Genomic DNA, 17682 nt, shown 5'->3' on the forward strand with positions numbered 1-17682 from the left:
CGACCGCATCCCGATGAAAGGCGCCTCGTGGCACGTCTCCTGTACCGACTCGGAATCTTCGCCTCGCGGCGGGCCTGGCAGGTCCTGCTCGGCTGGGTCGCCGTGCTCGCCGTCGCCGGCGGCTCCTTCCTCGCCTTCGGCGGCACGCTCGCCACCACCTTCAGCATCCCCGGCACCGAGACCTCCCGGGTCACCGACGAGATCGCGGACGAGCTGGGCGGCGCCGGCGGCGCCACCGGCACGGTCGTCTTCTCCGCCGACGACGGCGCCCTCACCGCCGAGCAGCAGGCGGAGATCACCGCCGCCCTCGACGGCGTGCGAGAGCTGGACGGCGTCGGCGACGTCGTCGACCCGTTCGCCACCGAGGTCATGCGTGCCGCGCAGGCCGAGGAGCTCGCCGCCGGGCGCGCCATGATCGACCAGCTCCCCGCCGACCAGCAGGCTGCCGCCGGCGGCGCCCAGATCGACGCCGGCGAGCGCCTCCTGGCCGCGGCCGCGAACCTGCGCACCCTCTCCGAGGACGGCACGACCGCTCTCGGGACCGTCGTCTTCGAGGCGAGCACGTTCGACCTGTCGACCGAGGTGAAGGAGTCGGTCACCACCGAGCTCGACGCCAACGCGATCGACGGCGTCACCGTGGACTACTCCGCCGAGCTCACGCAGTCGGTCGACGGCCTGGTGGGACCGGGCGAGATCATCGGCGTCCTGGTGGCGCTGATCGTCCTCGTCGTCATGTTCCGCTCGCTCGTGCCCGCCCTCACGCCGCTGATCTCCTCGATCGTCGGGGTCGGCGTCGGCGTCGCCGGCGCGATGGCCTTCTCCGGCGCCGTCGAGATGTCGTCCGTGACCCCGGTGCTGGGCGTGATGCTCGGGCTCGCCGTCGGCATCGACTACTCCCTGTTCATCATCAACCGCCACCGCCGCCAGCTCCTGTCCGGCATGGACGTGCGCGAGTCCATCGGCCTGGCGAACGGCACCGCGGGCAACGCCGTCGTCTTCGCCGGCTCCACCGTGGTCATCGCGCTGCTGGCGCTCAACGTCACCGGCATCGGCTTCCTCGGCGTCATGGGCACGGTCGGCGCGGTCTGCGTCCTCGTGGCCGTCCTCGTCTCGGTCAGCCTCACGCCGGCGCTGCTCGGCCTGCTCGGCCCGAAGGTCCTCGCCCGCCGCGCCCGCGCGACCGTCGGTCAGGACCACCACACCGACGCCACGCCCACCCCGATGCGCACCGGTCGCGCGGTCATCGGCGGCGTCGTCGGCGTGCTCGCGCTCCTCGTCGTCGCGATCCCGGCGCTCGACATGCGCCTCGGCCTGCCCGACGGCTCGACCGAGGCCCAGGACACGACGCAGTACCGCTCCTACTCCACCGTCGCCGAGAAGTTCGGCGCCGGTCAGAACGGCCCGATCGTCGTGACCGCGTCGCTCCCCGAGGCGGTGCCGGCCGAGATGCTGACCATCGCCCAGGCCGACCTCGCCGACACCCTGCTCGCGCAGGACGGCATCTCCGCCGTCGCCCCCGCCGGGGCGTCGGAGGACGGCACCTTCCTGCTGTTCCAGGTCGTGCCCACGGACGGCCCCGCCAGCGAGGCGACCGAGCAGCTCGTCCACGACCTGCGGGCCGCCTCCCCGCTCGACGGCGACGTCGAGCTCGGCGTCGCCGGGGCGGCCAGCGGAAACATCGACATCTCGGACAAGCTCGCCGACGCCCTGCCGATCTACCTGCTCGTCGTCGTCGGACTCTCGCTGATCATCCTGATCGTCGTCTTCCGATCGCTGCTGGTGCCGCTCATCGCGACGGCCGGCTACGTGCTGTCGCTGGTCGCGGCCTTCGGTGCGATCGTCGCGGTCTACCAGTGGGGCTGGCTCGGCGCCCTGTTCGGCGTCGAGACGCCCGGTCCGGTGCTGAGCTTCGCCCCGATCATCATCATGGGCGTGCTGTTCGGGCTCGCGATGGACTACCAGCTCTTCCTGGTCTCGGGCATGCGCGAGGCGTACGTGCACGGCATGCCCGCCCGGGCCGCCGTGGTGGCCGGTCGCCGCAGCGGTCGCGCCGTCGTGACGGCCGCCGCGATCATCATGGTCTCGGTCTTCGGCGGGTTCGTCTTCTCCCACCTGGCGATGGTCCGGCCGCTCGGCTTCGGCCTCGCGATCGGCGTGCTGTTCGACGCCTTCGTCGTCCGCATGCTCATCGTGCCGGCGCTCATGCACCTGTTCGGCGAGAAGGCCTGGTGGCTGCCGCGCTGGCTCGACCGCATCGTCCCGAACGTCGACGTCGAGGGTGCCGCGCTCGAGCGCAGCCACCCGCTGCCGTCGGCCGGCGGCGAGGTCGCGGACCCGGAGCCCGCGCCCGTCCGCTGAGCCCCACCCGCTGCGCCGAGGGCGCCGAGGTGCGCGACGTCGTCGCGCGGCTCGGCGCCCTCGGCGTTGCTACGCCGTCGGATCCTCCAGGGCGTCCAGCAGCGCGAGGTCGGTGTCGGAGATCGTGAAGTCGAGGTCCGCGTTCTCGGCGATGCGCGACGGGGTGGTCGACTTCGGCAGCGGCAGCACGTCCTTCTGCAGCAGGTAGCGCAGGCAGAGCTGCGCGACCGACCGCCCGTAGCGCTGGGCCACGGCATCGACGTCGGCGTCCTCCAGGATGGCGCCCGTGGCGAGCGGCGAGTAGCCCTCCACGAGGATCCCGTTCGCCCGGCAGTAGGCCACGACATCGTCCTGCGTGTGCCCCACGAAGTACCGGATCTGGTTGACGTGCGGGCGGTGGCGCGCACCGGCGGCGAGCTTCTCGAGGTCGGACACGGAGAAGTTCGAGACGCCGATCGAGCGGGCCCGGCCGTCCTCGAGCGCGTCCTCCAGGGCCCGCCACGCCTCGGCGTTCCCGGCGGAGTGATCGGAGCCGATGTCGTCCCACGGCCACGGGGCGTGGATGAGGTAGAGGTCGACGTGGTCGTCGCCCAGGAGCTCGAGGCTCTCCGCGAGGCTGTCGACGGCGCCCTGGTAGGTCTTGATCTCGGCGGGGAGCTTCGTCGTGACGAAGACGTCCGACCGCGGCACGTCGCTGTCGGCGATCGCGCGCGCGACCGAGGCCTCGTTCCCGTAGCCGCGGGCGGTGTCGATGTGGCGGTAGCCGGCGGCGAGGGCGGTGGTCACGGCGTCGTAGGCGTCGTCGCCGTCGGGGATCTGCCACGTGCCGAACCCGAGGCTGGGGATCTCGAGTCCGTTCGCGAGGGTGAAGTGGTCGGTGAGGGCGCTCATGTCGTGGTCTCTCCAGCTGTCGACGTGCGTGTCGGGGCGTGCCCTCCCACCGTAGGCCGACCCCGTGGGAGCGGATCGACTCGACTTCCTCACCGTTCGAGCACCGGAGTCTTCCCCCAATCCGCCGGAACCTGGATAACCTCAGCACGTGACGACCAGCTCAGCGGTGCCCGGACCGAGCACGATCACTGCGCCGTCGACCCCTCGGGGGGAGGCCAGGCGCCAGGTCAGCGACTTCACGGAGCTCGCCAAGGCGGTCCGCGAGGCGGGGCTGATGCGCCGGCGTCACGGCTACTACTGGACGCGGTTCGCCGTCCTCAACGTCGCCCTCGCCGGCGTCGCCGCCCTGGCGTGGTGGGTCGGCGAGTCGTGGTGGCAGCTCGCCGTCGCGGCCCTCCTGGCCGTCGTGCTGGGTCAGTTCATGTTCCTGGGCCACGACGCCGCGCACCGTCAGATCTTCGACTCCGGTCGGTGGAACGACGCCGCGAGCCTGGTGATCGCCAACCTCTACGCGGGGATGAGCTACGGCTGGTGGCAGCACAAGCACAGCCGCCACCACGCGAAGCCGAACCAGGTCGGCGCCGATCCCGACATCAAGACGGGCGCCCTCGTCTTCCACCTCGAGAGCGGTGGCAAGCCCCGGACGCGGCTCGGGGAGCGCCTCCGCGCGCGGCAGGGGTCGCTGTTCTTCCCGCTGCTGCTGCTCGAGGGCCTCAACCTGCACGTCTCCGGCCTCAAGACCATCTTCGGCAAGGAGCCGGTCAAGCACCGCTCGACCGAGATCCCGCTCGTGCTGGTCCGGCTGGTGGGCTACCTCGCCCTCGTCTTCTGGTTCCTCCCGCTCGGGATGGCGTTCGCCTTCATCGGCGTCCAGGTCGCGCTCTTCGGCCTGTACATGGGCGCGGTCTTCGCGCCGAACCACAAGGGCATGCCGATCGTCCCCGCCGACTCGAAGATCGACTTCCTTCGCCGCCAGGTGCTGATGAGCCGCAACATCACCGGCGGCCGCCACATCGACCTGTACATGGGCGGGCTCAACTTCCAGGTCGAGCACCACCTGTTCCCCTCGATGCCGAGCCCGCACCTGCGTCTCGTGCAGCCCATGGTGAAGGCGTTCTGCGAGGAGAAGCTCGTGCCGTACACCGAGGCGACGCTGCTGGAGTCCTACCGCATCGTCATCCGGCACCTGGACAAGGTCGGCCTGCAGGCGCGTGACCCGTTCAGCTGCCCGCTCACCAGCGAGTTCCGCTCGCGCTGAGACGCGTTCCCGCGTCGGCCCCGGCGCGCCGCACGCCCTGGTCGATGTCACCAGGCCCGGCCTACCCTCCCGTCATGGGAGTCCGCAGCTTCGAGCACGTCGGGGTGATCGTCGAGGATCTCGACGCCGCCGCCACCTTCTTCACCCTGCTCGGGTTCGAGCGGGGGGAGACCGCCCGCGTCGGGGGTGAGTGGGCCGACCGCGTCAACGGCCTCACGGGCACGCAGGTGGAGATGTGCTTCCTCACCGCGCCGGACGGCTCGGGGGCGATCGAGCTCTCGCAGTTCCACGCCCCCACCTCCCCGCCGCGCGGGCCGGACGCGGCGTCGCACGTGCTCGGCCTGCGCCACCTCGCCTACCGCGTCGACGATCTGACGGCCGTGCTCGGGCGCGTCCGCGCCGCGGGGTTCGAGACCGTCGCCGAGGTCGTGAACTACGAGGACGTGTGGCTGGTCTGCTACGTCCGCGGCCCCGAGGGGCTGATCGTGGAGCTCGGGGAGCGGCTCGACGGCGGTGATGATGACGGCGGTGGTGGCGACGACGGCCCGGCGGCCTCCGGGGCGCCGGTCGATCTGCGTGGCGCCGACCTCCGAGGGGCCGATCTGCGCGGCGCCGTGCTCCGCGGCGCCGACGTCGCCGGCGCGGAGATCGACTCGCCGTGGCTCCTGGAGGAGGGCGGTCGGCTGCTGGTGAACGGCGTCGACGTCGTCCCGCTGGTCGACGCCGAGCTGGACCGTCGCTTCCCCGGCCGCTCCGAGCGTCGCGCGAGCGACCCGGCCGGGCTGCGCTCGGCGTGGGCGCGGCTCGAGGAGACCTGGGAGCGCACGGTCGCGCGGGCGGAGGCGCTCCCGCCGGGCGGCGTCGACGTCTCGGTCGACGGCGAGTGGACCGTGGCGCAGACGCTGCGGCACCTGGTCATGGCCACGGACACGTGGCTGGGTCGCGCCGTCCTCCGCCTCGATGCGCCGTACCACCCGATCGGTCAGCCCGACGCCTCGTACGCCGCCGACGGCGGCGACCCGTCGATCTTCCGCACGGAGGCACCGACCTGGGACGAGGTCCTCGCCGTCCGTGCGGAGCGGGTCGCGATGGTGCGCGACCTGCTCGCCTCGATCACCCCGGCCCAGCTCGACGAGCAGCGCACGAACCCCTGGGCGCCCGAGCACAGCGAGACCGTGCGCTCGTGCCTGCACACGATCCTCGAGGAGGAGTGGGAGCACCACCGCTACGCCGTCCGCGACCTCGAGGCGATCGAGCGGGGCGGGGGGCGGGTGGCGCCGACTGACGCTCAGCGCGCGGGGCGGTCCGGCTCGGTCGGATCGGCCTCGCGGTCGGGGGCGACGAGCTCGGTCCACGGGGTGCCCTCCCACGCCACGAGGTGCCACTCGCCGTCGACCAGCTCCAGCTCGACGACCCCGGTGTTGCCGAGCGCCCGTGCCAGGGCGTCGGAACCCGCGGCGTTGACGGCGCGACCGGCCACCCACGTGCGGATGGCGGCCCCGTGGCTGAAGGCGACGGCGACGCCGGAACCCCCGCCATCGGCACCTCCGGCGTCCGAGGCCGCGGCGACGACCGCCTCGACCGCCGCGTCGTAGCGCTCGAAGAACGCGTGTCCGTTCGGGCCGCCCGGCATGGCGCGGTCGAGCTCGCCGGCAGCCCACCCGAGGGCGGTGGAGAGGTAGGTGTCGACGGAGACGTCATCCGACCGCATCGTCAGGTCCCCGGCGTCGATCTCCTCGAGCCCGGGTGTGACGACGACGTCCAGCGACCGGTCCTCGGCCAGGGGCGCCGCCGTCAGCTGCGTCCGCTGCATCACCGAGGCGTGGATCGCGACGATCGGCACGTCCGCGAGCAGCGACGGCAGCGCCGCCGCCTGCTCCTCCCCGAGCGCCGTCAGCTCCGGGCCCGGGATCCGGGTCTCGAGCTCGTGGCGGGTGTTGGCCTCGATCTGACCGTGGCGGATGAGCAGCAGTGTCATGCCCTCCAGGCTAGGCGGCCCCTCCGGCCCCTCCGGCGCCTCAGGCCCCTCCGGCCCCGCCGTTGCGCGCACCGGTGGCCGCTTCACCGCCCCTGAAGCGACCATCCGTGCGCACAACGTCCGCCGACGCACCGCCTCCCGGCCCCGGGCCCGGCCCGGGCCCGGCAAATCCCGTGACCGCCGGCCCCGGGCCGCGGGAGGATGCCCGCATGGCGCAGGCGAACGGCTTCACGTACGAGGTGGTCGGCGAGACCGTCGTGATCTCCCACCACGGTCGCCGCGCGACCGTGCTGCGCGGCGCGAGGGCGAGCGAGTTCCTGGACGAGGTCGACGACGACGCCGATCTCCAGGGACTGATGGCCCGGCTCACCGGGAACTACAGGCGCGGCAACGAGCGCGAGGCGCGGCAGCATCCACGCAACCGGGGCGCGGGCCGCTGAGCTGTGCCCCGGACCGTCGCGCCAGGCGACTCGACGGGGTCCGCGCAAGATCTGACCGGCAGGCGACACACTCGTCACAGGGGCACCACCCACGGGCCCGCCGACGACGGAGGTCTCCGATGCCCACGACCACACCGCGCGGACGGTCGGGGGCGACCGGCGTCGCCGTCGTCGCCGCCCTCGGCCTGACACTCGCGGCGTGCGGCGCACCGGGCACGTCCCCCGCCGACACCGCTCCCGACGCGAGCTCCTCGGACGACGCCCAGCAGTACGCCGCCTTCGCCACGCTCCTGGAGAAGGGCGACGGCGGGCCGCGGCTCTGCCTCGGCGGCGTCAACGAGTCCTACCCGCCCCAGTGCGGCGGACCGGTGATCCTCGGGCTCGACTGGGCCGACGTCGCCGACGCGGAGACCGCCAGCGGTGTGACGTGGGGCTCGGGCTGGGTCGTCGGGACGTACGACGGCGAGGCCTTCAGCCTCACCGAGCCCGTCCGGACCGACCCGCCCGCGGGGGTCATCCCGCCCACGAGCTCCTGGACCTCACCCGAGGCGCTGTGCGAGGACCCGTTCCGGGGCGGACGCGAGGGCGGGTACCCGACCGAAGCCGGCCCCGACGGCCCGGCGCTCGACGCCGAGGGAGCGTCGGCGGTCGGGCAGCTGCAGGAGCGCTCGGCCGCCCTGCCCGGCTACGTCGAGCTCTTCGTGTCCGACGGGTACAGCGAGTTCAACGTGCTCCTGACGGAAAGTTCCGACGTCGACGCCGCCCACTCCGCACTGCGCGAGGTCTGGCAGGGCTTCCTCTGCGTCGCCGCGCGCGACCTCCCGTCGAACGCCGAGTCCCAGGAGGCCTCGGCCGCCCTGAACGACGACCCGGGCGAGCTCGGCCTGCTCAGCTGGGGCGCCGACACGGTCGGCGGCCGGTTCGGCGTCGAGGTCGTCCTCGCCGACGACGAGACCCGCGCCCGCATCACCGACCTCCTCTCGCCCTGGTACGAGGCCGACGACGTCGACCTGACGGGCCGCCTCGTCCCGGTCGAGGTGGGCTGACCCTCCCGAGGGACGGCGTGACGCGCCGGCGCCCGACGGCGACGCGCAGGTGGCCGCCCGGTGAACACCTGGCCGGGCGGTTGCGGCGTCGACCGCCGCGGCCGGACGATGGAGGCAGGACCGCCCCCTCCGCCGTCGTCCGCCGCCCAGCGGCCTCGAACGGCACGCCCAGCCAGGAGAACCATGAGCCCCTCGAACCCCCCGAGCGACCTGCGCGAGTACATCGAGTACCTGCGGGACACGGGCTACACGGTCCGCGACGGCCACACCCCCGACCCCGACCTCATCGATCCGGAGGGCAACCCGGTCTGGTCGTGGAAGGAGGGCTACCCCTACGAGGAGCTCCTCAGCCGCGAGGAGTACGAGGTGCAGAAGTACGACCTCCAGGTGGAGCTGCTGAAGTTCCAGTACTGGCTCGAGGACAACGGCAAGCGGGCGATCATCCTGTTCGAGGGACGTGACGCGGCGGGCAAGGGCGGCACGATCAAGCGCTTCACCGAGCACCTGAACCCGCGCACCGCGCGCGTCGTCGCCCTCGCGAAGCCGAGCGACCGCGAGATGGGGCAGTGGTACTTCCAGCGCTACGTGAAGCATCTGCCCACCGCCGGCGAGATCGTGATGTTCGACCGCTCCTGGTACAACCGGGCGGGCGTCGAGCGCGTGATGGGCTTCGCCACGGACGAGGAGTACCAGACCTTCATGTCGCAGGCGCCGTGGTTCGAGAAGGCTCTGGTGGAGTCCGGCATCCACGTGACCAAGCTCTGGTTCTCCGTGTCCCGCACCGAGCAGCGGACCCGGTTCGCGATCCGGCAGCTCGACCCGGTCCGGCAGTGGAAGCTCTCTCCGATGGATCTCGCCTCGCTCGACCGCTGGGACGACTACACCGCGGCCAAGGAGGAGATGTTCCGCCGGACCGACAAGCGGCACGCCCGCTGGACCGTGATCAGGTCCAACGACAAGAAGCGCGCCCGCCTGAACGCGATGCGGTTCTTCCTCAACCAGTTCGACTACGAGGGCAAGGACGCGGCGGTCCTCGGCAAGCCCGACCCGCTCCTGGTGCTCCGCAGCAAGAACGAGCCCGCGGACGAGTGAGCGGGCCCTACTCCCGGAACGGGATCGAGGACACGTGCACGGGCAGCGCCGGGTAGCCGAGGCTGACGAGGAGCTCGCGCAGCGTCTCGGCGGACGCGCCCGCATTGCCCGACGGCGAGACGGCCAGCGCCCGGATCGGCAGCGGTGACGGGGCCAGGGCGACGGCGGCGCCGTCGGGTGCACCGGTGAGGCGCACGTAGGGCGCGAGTCCGTACGGCGTCGCCCGGAACTGGATCAGTCCGGGCGGGAGCGTCGAGGTGGCGGGATCGTCGCTCGCACCGAACGCCGTCAACGGCGACCCGGCAGGGTTCCCCCGGAAGACGACGGTGGAGTGCCTGATCTCGCGCTCGTCGACGAATCCGCCGTGCTTGCTCAGCAGCATCGCCTGCTCGACGTCGTCGAGGAACGCCATCATCTCGGCCACGACCTGCGGCGGCACCCCGGCGGCGCTCGCTCCATCGACGGCGCTCGCCCCCGCCGACCGTGCGAGCCCCGTCTCCCGCGCCGCCGCCAGCCGCGCGATCCCGGCGTCGAGGCGGGCGAAGACGGCGTCGACGACCTCCTGCTGCTCGGCGGGTCCGTAGCGCACGGGCGACCACGGACGCTGCCGCACCTGCGGCAACGGGCCCGGGACGGTGGGGAGGCCCGTGCCGGTGTCGTCGACGAGCGCCGCGAGCGGGGCCGAGCGGTCCAGGCCGATCGCGTAGGACTCCCCCCGACCGCCGTAGCTGCGCCACATCGCCAGCAGGTCCCAGTCCTGCGCGGCGCTGAGCACGAAGAACTCGGCGGGCGACGGCGAGGCGGTGTCCACCTCGGCCGTGATGAGCTCGTGCAGGAGGCGGTAGGTCGGGTCCTGGTCGCGGCGGCGCTCGAGCTCGGCGACGAGGAGGTCGCGGCCGAGGCTCACCTCGCTCGCGTCGTTGAGGAAGCGGGACGACGTCGCCCACAACACGTGCCCGCGCAGGATGGCCAGCAGTCCGTAGGCATCCGTGTAGTGCCAGACCAGGCTCACGACCGGACCTCCGACATCTCGCCGACGACGGCGAGCAGCTGCAGCTTCTCGTAGCTCTCGCTCCCGGGCGGGGCGGTGTAGACCAGCAGCGCGTGCGCCTGCTCGGGATCGTGGAGGACCTGGCAGGTGAGGTCGAGGCGTCCGACCGTCGGGTGGACGTAGCGCTTGATCTCCCTGGGCCGGATGCCGACCTCGTGGAGCGCCCACAGCTCGCGGAACTCCGCGCTGCGCGCCAGGAGATCGTCGACGTAGCGCGCGGCCCGCGATCCGGGACCGCGTTGCGCGAGCACCCCTCGCAGCCCGGCGGTGTACATCCGCGAGTAGAACTCGTGGTCCTCCGGCAGCTGCATCGTGCGGGCAGCGGGGTCGGTGAACCACCGGTAGCCGATGCTGCGCGCCAGGCCCTGGCGGTGGGCCAGGTCGCCGAAGAGGGCGACGCCGAGCGGCGTCTGCCGGAGCGTCTCGCCGAGCTCGGTGACCACCTCGGCGGGGGTGTCGGTCAGCCGGTCGAGGATGCGCAGGACGCCGGGGCTGATGTGGTCGCCGCCCGCGCCCCGGGCCGGCGCCCGGTGGCCGGCGAGGTGGAAGAGGTGGTCGCGCTCGTCCCGGTCGAGGTGCAGGCCCTGGGCGATCGCGGCGACCATCTGCTCCGACGGCTGCGGGCCCCGCTCGCGCTCGAGGCGCGAGTAGTAGTCGACCGACATGTGGCACAACGCCGCGACCTCCTCGCGGCGCAGCCCGCTGGTGCGACGACGCTGCCCGCGCGGCAGCCCGACGTCCTCCGGCTGCAGCGCCTCGCGGCGGCCGCGGAGGAAGTCGGCCAGTCCTGCTCGATCGATCATGGCTGCATCCTGCCCCGCCTCCCGTCCCCGTAGCCACGGATCGTCAGGCCGTGGATAAGGTGCGGCACCTGCCGCAGGCTGGTCAGCAGACGGCACACCGGTGCCTCACCCCACGATCCAGGAGGAACCGTGCCCCGCTCGTTCGACATCACCATCCCCGACCTCACCGGCAGGCGCGCCCTCGTCACCGGCGCGAGCGACGGCATGGGGCTCGGCATGGCGAGCCGCCTCGCGGCGGCCGGCGCCGACGTCGTCATGCCGGTCCGCAACCCGCGCAAGGGTGAGGCGGCGGTCGAGAAGATCCGCTCCGAGGTCCCGGGCGCGAAGGTCACGCTCGAGCAGCTGGACCTGTCCTCGCTCGAGTCCGCAGCCGCCCTCGGCGAGAAGCTGCGCGCCGAGGGGAAGCCGATCCACCTCGTCATCAACAACGCCGGCGTCATGACGCCGCCCGACCGTCAGGCCACCGCCGACGGGTTCGAGCTCCAGATGGGCACCAACCACCTGGGCCACTTCGCCCTCAACGCCCACCTGCTCCCGCTGCTCAGGGCGGGGAGGGCGCGCGTCACGTCGCAGTCGAGCGTCGCCGCGCGCAGCGGCCGGATCAACTGGGACGACCTCAACTGGGAGCGGAAGTACGACGGGATGGCCGCCTACCGGCAGTCGAAGATCGCCGTCGCCCTCTTCGCCCTCGAGCTGAACCGCCGCAGCGAGTCCGGTGGCTGGGGAATCACGAGCAACCTCTCCCACCCCGGGGTCGCGCCGACGAGCCTGCTCGCCGCCCGACCCGAGCTCGGACGGTCGGAGGCGGCCGGGGGGCGCGGTCTGATCCAGTGGCTGTCGGACCACGGGATCCTCGCGGGCACGGTCGACAGTGCCAAGCTGCCGGCCCTGATGGCGGCCACCTCCCCCGAGGCGAAGCCCGGCGCGTTCTACGGCCCGCAGTGGATCGGCAACGTCGGGGGTCCTCCCGGCGAGACCAAGCTCTGGAAGCCGATGCGCACCGAGGACGCGATGCGGATGTGGGTCGAGTCGGAGCGGTTGACCGGGGTCACCTTCGGCTGACGGCAGGTCCGCGGCCTCGCTGACTGCGGACGGCCCTCGCTCTCTGCGGACGGAACGCCTCCCCGTCGTGCGCCCTGCCCCGTCACCGCAGGTCACAGCGTTGTGGCTCTGCGGACGGCCTCGGCCGTCCGCAGAGAGCGAGGGCCGTCCGCAGAGAGCGAGGCCGCGCCCGACGGCGAGGCGTCCGCCCGCCGGCGTCAGTCGCCGTCGGGCTCGCCGGCCGCCTTGTGCACGAGCGGTCGCAGCTGCTTCTCGACCGCGTCGGTCCACTCCAGGACGGCGAACGACGTCGCCCAGATCGGACCGTCGTCGAGCGCCGCGTCCTCGTTGAACCCGATGCTCGTGTAGCGGGTGCCGAATTTCGAGGCGGGCTGCACGAACGTGACGACCTTCCCGTCGCGCGCGTAGGACGGGAACCCGTACCAGGTCTTCCACTCCAGATGCGGGGCCTCCTCCGTCACGACGACGTGGAAGCGCTCCGCGATCACGCGATCGGCGCCGCTCAACGCCTCGATGGCCGCGAGGCAGGCCTCCGCCTCCTTCTGCTTCTTCGCGGCGCCCTTGACGCCCTTCATCGACCGCAGCTCCTCGGCGCGCTGCTTCATCGCGGCGCGCTCGTCGGCGCTGAAACCCTCGTTCGTGGCCATGGCCCGTCCCTCTCGATCGTCGGTGGGAACGAGGCTAGCCCTGACCTACGACCGCCAGAACGCCTCGGCGACGCGGCGGAGGTCGAGCAGGTCGCTCGTCCCGGCCAGCTCGCGGGCCGAGTGCATCGACAGGATGGGGATCCCGACGTCGACCGTCCGGATCCCGAGCCGGGTCGCGGTGATCGGGCCGATGGTCGACCCGCACGGGACGCTGTTGTGCGAGACGAACTCCTGCGTCCGCACCCCGGCCCGGTCGCACCAGCCGCGCCACGCGGCCTCGCCCACGCCGTCGGTCGCGTAGCGCTGGTTGGCGTTGATCTTGAGGATCGGGCCCGAACCGAGCACCGGCTGCACCACGGGGTCGTGGCGCCCCGGGTAGTTCGGGTGCACGGAGTGCCCGACGTCGCTGGAGACCAGCCACGAGTCCGCGAGCGCCCGCCGGTGGTCCTCGGACGTCGCGCCGAGCAGCGTCCCCACCCGCGCCAGCACGTCGGCCAGGAACGGTCCGTCGGCACCGCTCCGGCTGGCCGACCCGACCTCCTCGTGGTCGAACACGGCCAGCACGGGGATGTGCACGAGGTCGGCCCCGGCGTCGAGGTCCCCGACGACGTCGCTCGTCCCCGCGAGCGCCTCCAGCGCGCGCAGACCCGCGTGCACCGAGGCGAGATCGTCCAGGCGCCCGACGGCGAGGAACGCGTCATCCTTGCCGAACACCACGCCGCGGGCCGAGTCGGCCAGCACCAGGTCGTAGCCGCGGATCTCCTCCGCCGCCAGGCCGGCGTGGCTCGCGACCTCGCCGAGCAGGTCGGCGCTCACCGCGTCGCCGACGCCCCACACCGGCTGGGTGTGCACCTGCTTGTCGAGCGCGAGCCCGTCGTTGGCGGCGCGGTCGAGGTGGATCGCGAGCTGGGGAAGCCGCAGGAGCGGCGGCGTCGCGACGAGGCGGGTGGCGCCGTCGGCCGTCACGAGACGGCCCGCCAGGAGCAGCTCGCGGTCCAGCCAGGAGTTCAGCAGCGGTCCGCCGTAGACCTCCACGCCCGCCTGCAACCAGCCGCGCGACCCGGTGGTCGGGTGCGGCTTGAGCCGGAAGCCGGGCGAGTCGCTGTGCGCGCCGAGGATGTGGAACCCGGTGGTCCCCGTGGCGCGTGGCGGCACGATCCAGGCCAGCACCGCGCCGTCGCGCACCACGAGGTAGCGCCCGCCGGCGTCCAGGTGCCACGGATCGGTCTCGGACAGCCGGACGAAGCCCGCCGCCCCGAGCCGCGTCGCGACCTCCTCGGCGGCGTGCAGGCTCGAGGGCGAGGCCGCGACGAGATCGACGAGGTCGTCGGCGTGGGCGCGGGCGAGGGCACGGGTGTCGAGGGGTTCCACCCTCCGATCGTAGGAGGCACCCCCGACAGCTCACCCGCCTACCATCGAAGGATGACCGAGCCCAGCACCCCCGCCGCCCCCCTCGTCATCGTCGCCAACGCCGCGGACGGCACCCTCAGCACGTTCCGCCTCGCCGACGACCGCCTCGAACGGCTCACCGTCACGGAGGGGGTGACCGGCTGCTCCGCGTTCGTCATCGACACCGACCGCGACCTCGTGCACGCCGGCGTCAAGCGCGCCGCCGACGGCGAACCCGCCGGCATCCTCACGCTCGCGATCGACCGGGCGACCGGCACGCTGACCCCCCGCTCCCACCGCGACCTCGACGGCGGCAGCCTCAACTACCTCGCCCTGACGGCCGACGGCACCGTCCTCCTGGCCGCCTCGTACGGCGGCGGCTACGGCATCACCGCCCCCGTCCTCGACGGCGAGGTCGGCGCGCCCGTCTCCCGGATCGAGTTCCCCAACCTGCACTCCGTGCTCCCCAGCCACGACGGCGCGTTCGCCTACTTCGTCTCGCTCGGCGCCGACCTCGTGGCCCAGTACGCGCTCGGGTCGGACGGCTCGCTGGCCCCGCTGACACCCGAGACGGTCGCGGCCCCGAAGGACAGCGGTCCGCGCCACCTCGTGATCAACGCGTCCGGCGACGCCGTCTACGTCCTGACCGAGTTCACCGCCGAGGTGCTCCACCTCGCGCGCGACACGGAGACCGGCACGCTCGAGCTGCGCGGAGCGGCGATCACGGCCGACCCCGCCGCCGGGCTCGGCCCGAGCAAGCTGGGCCTCGACCCGAAGACGAACCACGTCATCTGGTCCGCCGACCTGCACTGGGGCGCGGGCGAGCGCCACCTGTGGGCGTCCGAGCGCGCCGCGAGCACGCTCGGCGCGGTCGCCGTGGCGCAGGACGGGTCGCTGACCGCGCCCGCGAGCTTCACGACGACGGAGCCCCAGCCGCGCGGCTTCGCCGTCAGCCCCGACGGCGCCTACCTGGTGGCCGCGGGCGAGCGGTCGACGACCGTCTCGCTCCACGCCGTCGACGGCGACCGGCTGACCCTGCTCCAGCAGGCCGAGACCGGTAACGGGGCGAACTGGGTGCGGTTCGCCTGATGGGCGACGTCGGCACCGGGTCCGAGCCGCACCTCCCCTGGATCGTGGCGGCACCCTTCGCCGTCTCGGGCGTCGTCCACCTGGTGCGCCCCGAGGGCTTCGAGCGCATCGTGCCGACGCCCCTCCAGGCGTGGGCGCGCCCGCTCGTGATCGCCTCCGGCGTCGCGGAGCTCATGTGCGCCGCGGGACTCGTGGTGCCGACGACGCGGCGCGCGGCCGGGGTCGCGAGCGCCGCGCTGCTCCTGGCGGTGTGGCCCGCCAACGCCCAGATGAGCCTCGACCTGGGCCGCCGCGCCCGGAAGCGGCAGGACGCCGGCTCGATCGCGGCCTTCGCCGTCTCGCTCGCGAGGCTGCCGCTGCAGGTGCCCCTGATCCGGTCGGCCCTGCGGGCGCGCTGACCGTCGGCGGGGCGCCTCGGCACATCCGAGGACTTGCGCTGGCAGGGTGCGACGGCGCACGGTCGATCCCGTGATCACCTCTCCCCGCCGTCGCGCCCTCGTCGTGCCCGTGCTGCTCGCCGGTGCGCTGGCGCTGACCGCGTGCTCGTCGTCGGGCGAGGACCCCGACGCCTCCGGGGCGCCGTCGTCGTCGTCCGCGAGCCCCAGCGCCAGTCCGAGCGCGACGCCGGAGCCGAGCGAGACGACGGAGACGAGCGCCCCGCCGTCGCCGTCCGCCGAGGAGTCCTCGACGACGGCGACGCCGGAGCCCGAGTTCGCCGTCGCCCCCGCCGCGCAGCTCGACGCCGGCGTGGTGGCCGCCGGCGCCCCGGTCACGGTCCAGGGCGACGGGCCGGCCACGGTGTCGTTCGGCCGCGCGCTCGTGCGGATCGTCGCGACGCTGGACTGCTCCGGGTGCACCGGTCCGGTCTCGCTCAACGGGCCGGACCGGCTGGTCGGTGACGCGTTCGGAGCGGGGACCGGACCCTGGAGCGGCACGATGCTGGTGGACTTCCTCAGCACAGTCGGCGACCAGGTGTACGTCGAGGCCACGGGCCCGTGGACGCTCGAGCTCTTCGCGCTCGACGACCTGCCCCTGACGGAAGGCCCCACCAGCGGCACCGGTCACTCGGTCCTCGTGCTCGGGGGCGGCACGACCGGCTTCGCCTTCCACTGCCGTCCGGTCGACGGCGAGACGTGCAGGGCGAACTCCTACACGCTGACGGGCGCGGGGACCATCGCCGGCGCGAGTTCCGAGATCGAGGAGACCACCACCGTCGACGTCGAGCTTCCCGCGGTGGTCGGCATCAAGACCAACGGCGAGTGGAGCGTGACGCCGTAGCCGGAGGTCGACGGACGTCGAGCTGACGCGTCACACCGAGCGGTTCACGGCCTGGCTGCGGCGGCTGTTCCGGCGCGGCCGATCGCCCCGCGCGACGTCGAGGCACAACCGACCCCGGACCGCCGGCGTCGGTCCTGGCCCGGGCTCCGCCGTCGTGATCCACTGCGGGGATGGACGACGACGTCGCACGGGACCGCCTGCTCGCCCTCCGCGAGGAGACGCTGCGGCGCGTGGCCGGGCTGGGGACCAGCCGCGACGACGTCGTGGCCGCCGCGCTCGACTCCAACGTCGACGACGAGCACGACCCCGAGGGCGCGACCATCGCCTTCGAGCGGGAGCAGCTGAGCGCGCTCCTCACCCAGGCGCGGGGCCGGCTCGGGGAGATCGACGCCGCGCTCGTCCGGGTGGAGGCCGGGACCTACGGCGTGTGCGAGACCTGCGGCGAGCCGATCGGGGACGAGCGGCTCGAGGCGCGGCCGACGGCGTCGCGCTGCGTCCGCCACGCCTGACGGCGTCAGCCCTGCGTGACGCCCGAGATCGTGACCGTCTCGGCGGGAGCGCCGTCGGGGGCGCCGCCCGTGGCGCCCTTTGCCGCGATCTCCTGGACGACGGCCAGGCCGGCCTCGTCCATCTGGCCGAACACCGTGTACGACGGCGGGAGCTGCGTGTCCTCGTAGACGAGGAAGAACTGGGACCCGTTGGTGTTCGGGCCGGCGTTCGCCATCGCGAGCGTCCCGGCGGGGTAGGTCTCGGTGCCGTCGAGCTCGTCGGGGAAGCTGTAGCCGGGCCCGCCGCGGCCGGAGGCGGACGGGTCGCCGCACTGCAGCACGAAGATGCCCTCGGTCGTCAGGCGGTGGCACTCGGTGTCGTCGAAGTAGCCCTGGTCGGCGAGCGAGAGGAAGCTGCCCACCGTGCACGGGGTGCCGTCGGCGTCGAGCGTGATCCCGATGTCGCCGGCACTGGTGGCGATGGTCACCGGGACATCGCCCGTCGCCGTCGGCTCGGCCGGCGGCGCGTCGACGGGCTTCGCCGGCGCGGCACCGGGGGCGTAGGTGCAGGCGCCCGAGGCGGCGGCCGTGGAGCTCGACTCCGTGGGGCTCGGGGTGGTGCCGGTGTCGGCGTCGCCGGCGCAGCCGGACAGGGCGAGGACGGACAGGCCGACGAGGGCGAGGACGGGGCGCAGACGCATGGCTCCGAGGGTAGTCGAGCGTCGCGGTGGTGACCTCGCGCCCACCCGTCCCCCGTCGTGTGCCGATCGGGTGAAGACTCCCCCGTCGGCACCCGGCCACCGGGCCGACGT

At 73.3% G+C, this 17682-nt stretch carries 17 protein-coding genes and 1 pseudogene; 11 read left to right on the forward strand and 7 right to left on the reverse strand.

Going from position 1 to position 17682, the window contains the following annotated elements:
- Positions 1 to 27: 27 nt before the first annotated feature.
- Positions 28 to 2358, forward strand: coding sequence for an MMPL family transporter (locus tag C8046_RS10940; RefSeq protein ID WP_109229464.1), 2331 nt, complete (start codon positions 28 to 30; stop codon positions 2356 to 2358).
- A gap of 69 nt (positions 2359 to 2427) precedes the next feature.
- Here the strand turns inward: C8046_RS10940 and C8046_RS10945 are convergent, their stop codons facing one another.
- The gene (locus C8046_RS10945; protein WP_109229465.1) at positions 2428 to 3249 is read right to left on the reverse strand and encodes an aldo/keto reductase; all 822 of its coding nucleotides are present in this window, start codon (positions 3247 to 3249) and stop codon (positions 2428 to 2430) included.
- A 148-nt stretch (positions 3250 to 3397) separates the two neighbouring features.
- Here C8046_RS10945 and C8046_RS10950 point away from each other — a divergent pair, with 148 nt between their 5' ends.
- Both C8046_RS10950 and C8046_RS20000 read left to right on the forward strand, forming a co-directional pair.
- Entirely contained in the window at positions 3398 to 4507 is a 1110-nt protein-coding gene (locus C8046_RS10950) for a fatty acid desaturase family protein (RefSeq protein WP_235866288.1), read from the forward strand.
- Between the two features lie 74 nt (positions 4508 to 4581).
- Positions 4582 to 5724 (forward strand): annotated as a pseudogene (locus tag C8046_RS20000) (DinB family protein); the annotation flags it as partial.
- Between the two features lie 71 nt (positions 5725 to 5795).
- Here the strand turns inward: C8046_RS20000 and C8046_RS10960 are convergent.
- Entirely contained in the window at positions 5796 to 6590 is a 795-nt protein-coding gene (locus C8046_RS10960; RefSeq protein WP_328587592.1) for a histidine phosphatase family protein, read from the reverse strand.
- Between the two features lie 104 nt (positions 6591 to 6694).
- On the opposite strand from C8046_RS10960, the gene C8046_RS10965 reads away from it, so the two are divergent.
- From C8046_RS10965 to ppk2, 3 genes are all read left to right on the forward strand, one after another.
- Positions 6695 to 6925, forward strand: a complete 231-nt coding sequence (locus tag C8046_RS10965) for a hypothetical protein (protein ID WP_109229468.1) — start codon at positions 6695 to 6697, stop codon at positions 6923 to 6925.
- Positions 6926 to 7044: 119 nt separating this feature from the next.
- Entirely contained in the window at positions 7045 to 7971 is a 927-nt protein-coding gene (locus C8046_RS10970) for a hypothetical protein (protein WP_109229469.1), read from the forward strand.
- 183 nt (positions 7972 to 8154) lie between these two features.
- Complete coding sequence (ppk2, locus tag C8046_RS10975) at positions 8155 to 9063, forward strand: polyphosphate kinase 2 (RefSeq protein ID WP_109229470.1); 909 nt, start codon at positions 8155 to 8157, stop codon at positions 9061 to 9063.
- Positions 9064 to 9070: 7 nt separating this feature from the next.
- On the opposite strand, the gene C8046_RS10980 is transcribed toward ppk2, so the two are convergent.
- Entirely contained in the window at positions 9071 to 10075 is a 1005-nt protein-coding gene (locus C8046_RS10980; protein WP_109229471.1) for a hypothetical protein, read from the reverse strand.
- On the reverse strand, positions 10072 to 10917 hold the full coding sequence (locus C8046_RS10985) for a helix-turn-helix transcriptional regulator (RefSeq protein WP_109229472.1): 846 nt from the start codon (positions 10915 to 10917) through the stop codon (positions 10072 to 10074). Before C8046_RS10985 ends, C8046_RS10980 begins: the two co-directional genes overlap by 4 nt.
- 129 nt (positions 10918 to 11046) lie before the next feature.
- Between C8046_RS10985 and C8046_RS10990 the strand changes: the two genes are divergently transcribed.
- A complete protein-coding gene (locus C8046_RS10990; RefSeq protein ID WP_109229473.1) occupies positions 11047 to 11979 on the forward strand; it encodes an SDR family oxidoreductase in 933 nt (310 codons plus the stop codon).
- 197 nt (positions 11980 to 12176) lie between these two features.
- Here C8046_RS10990 and C8046_RS10995 read toward each other — a convergent pair whose 3' ends face one another.
- Positions 12177 to 12626, reverse strand: a complete 450-nt coding sequence (locus C8046_RS10995) for a hypothetical protein (protein ID WP_109229474.1) — start codon at positions 12624 to 12626, stop codon at positions 12177 to 12179.
- Between the two features lie 45 nt (positions 12627 to 12671).
- On the reverse strand, positions 12672 to 13997 hold the full coding sequence (locus C8046_RS11000; protein ID WP_109229475.1) for a M18 family aminopeptidase: 1326 nt from the start codon (positions 13995 to 13997) through the stop codon (positions 12672 to 12674).
- A 51-nt stretch (positions 13998 to 14048) separates the two neighbouring features.
- Between C8046_RS11000 and C8046_RS11005 the strand changes: the two genes are divergently transcribed.
- The 4 genes from C8046_RS11005 (at position 14049) to C8046_RS11020 (ending at position 16891) form a co-directional block, all read left to right on the forward strand.
- The gene (locus C8046_RS11005; protein WP_109229476.1) at positions 14049 to 15104 is read left to right on the forward strand and encodes a lactonase family protein; all 1056 of its coding nucleotides are present in this window, start codon (positions 14049 to 14051) and stop codon (positions 15102 to 15104) included.
- Entirely contained in the window at positions 15104 to 15502 is a 399-nt protein-coding gene (locus C8046_RS11010; RefSeq protein WP_109229477.1) for a MauE/DoxX family redox-associated membrane protein, read from the forward strand. Before C8046_RS11005 ends, C8046_RS11010 begins: the two co-directional genes overlap by 1 nt.
- A gap of 70 nt (positions 15503 to 15572) precedes the next feature.
- Positions 15573 to 16382, forward strand: a complete 810-nt coding sequence (locus tag C8046_RS11015; protein ID WP_146197133.1) for a hypothetical protein — start codon at positions 15573 to 15575, stop codon at positions 16380 to 16382.
- 170 nt (positions 16383 to 16552) lie between these two features.
- Positions 16553 to 16891, forward strand: coding sequence for a TraR/DksA family transcriptional regulator (locus tag C8046_RS11020; RefSeq protein ID WP_109229479.1), 339 nt, complete (start codon positions 16553 to 16555; stop codon positions 16889 to 16891).
- Between the two features lie 5 nt (positions 16892 to 16896).
- Here the strand turns inward: C8046_RS11020 and C8046_RS11025 are convergent, their stop codons facing one another.
- On the reverse strand, positions 16897 to 17571 hold the full coding sequence (locus C8046_RS11025) for a peptidylprolyl isomerase (protein ID WP_109229480.1): 675 nt from the start codon (positions 17569 to 17571) through the stop codon (positions 16897 to 16899).
- Positions 17572 to 17682 lie beyond the last annotated feature (111 nt).

Origin of the sequence: Serinibacter arcticus, from assembly GCF_003121705.1 — a bacterium.
GTDB lineage: Bacteria > Actinomycetota > Actinomycetes > Actinomycetales > Beutenbergiaceae > Litorihabitans.

Bases quoted from the DNA above. Each gene is read 5' to 3' on its own strand.
- C8046_RS10945 (WP_109229465.1), bottom strand. From the start codon at position 3,249: ATGAGCGCCCTCACCGACCACTTCACCCTCGCGAACGGACTCGAGATC.
- C8046_RS10960 (WP_328587592.1), bottom strand. From the start codon at position 6,590: ATGGTCGCTTCAGGGGCGGTGAAGCGGCCACCGGTGCGCGCAACGGCG.
- C8046_RS10965 (WP_109229468.1), top strand. From the start codon at position 6,695: ATGGCGCAGGCGAACGGCTTCACGTACGAGGTGGTCGGCGAGACCGTC.
- C8046_RS10970 (WP_109229469.1), top strand. From the start codon at position 7,045: ATGCCCACGACCACACCGCGCGGACGGTCGGGGGCGACCGGCGTCGCC.
- ppk2 (WP_109229470.1), top strand. From the start codon at position 8,155: ATGAGCCCCTCGAACCCCCCGAGCGACCTGCGCGAGTACATCGAGTAC.
- C8046_RS10985 (WP_109229472.1), bottom strand. From the start codon at position 10,917: ATGATCGATCGAGCAGGACTGGCCGACTTCCTCCGCGGCCGCCGCGAG.
- C8046_RS10995 (WP_109229474.1), bottom strand. From the start codon at position 12,626: ATGGCCACGAACGAGGGTTTCAGCGCCGACGAGCGCGCCGCGATGAAG.
- C8046_RS11005 (WP_109229476.1), top strand. From the start codon at position 14,049: ATGACCGAGCCCAGCACCCCCGCCGCCCCCCTCGTCATCGTCGCCAAC.
- C8046_RS11010 (WP_109229477.1), top strand. From the start codon at position 15,104: ATGGGCGACGTCGGCACCGGGTCCGAGCCGCACCTCCCCTGGATCGTG.
- C8046_RS11020 (WP_109229479.1), top strand. From the start codon at position 16,553: ATGGACGACGACGTCGCACGGGACCGCCTGCTCGCCCTCCGCGAGGAG.
- C8046_RS11025 (WP_109229480.1), bottom strand. From the start codon at position 17,571: ATGCGTCTGCGCCCCGTCCTCGCCCTCGTCGGCCTGTCCGTCCTCGCC.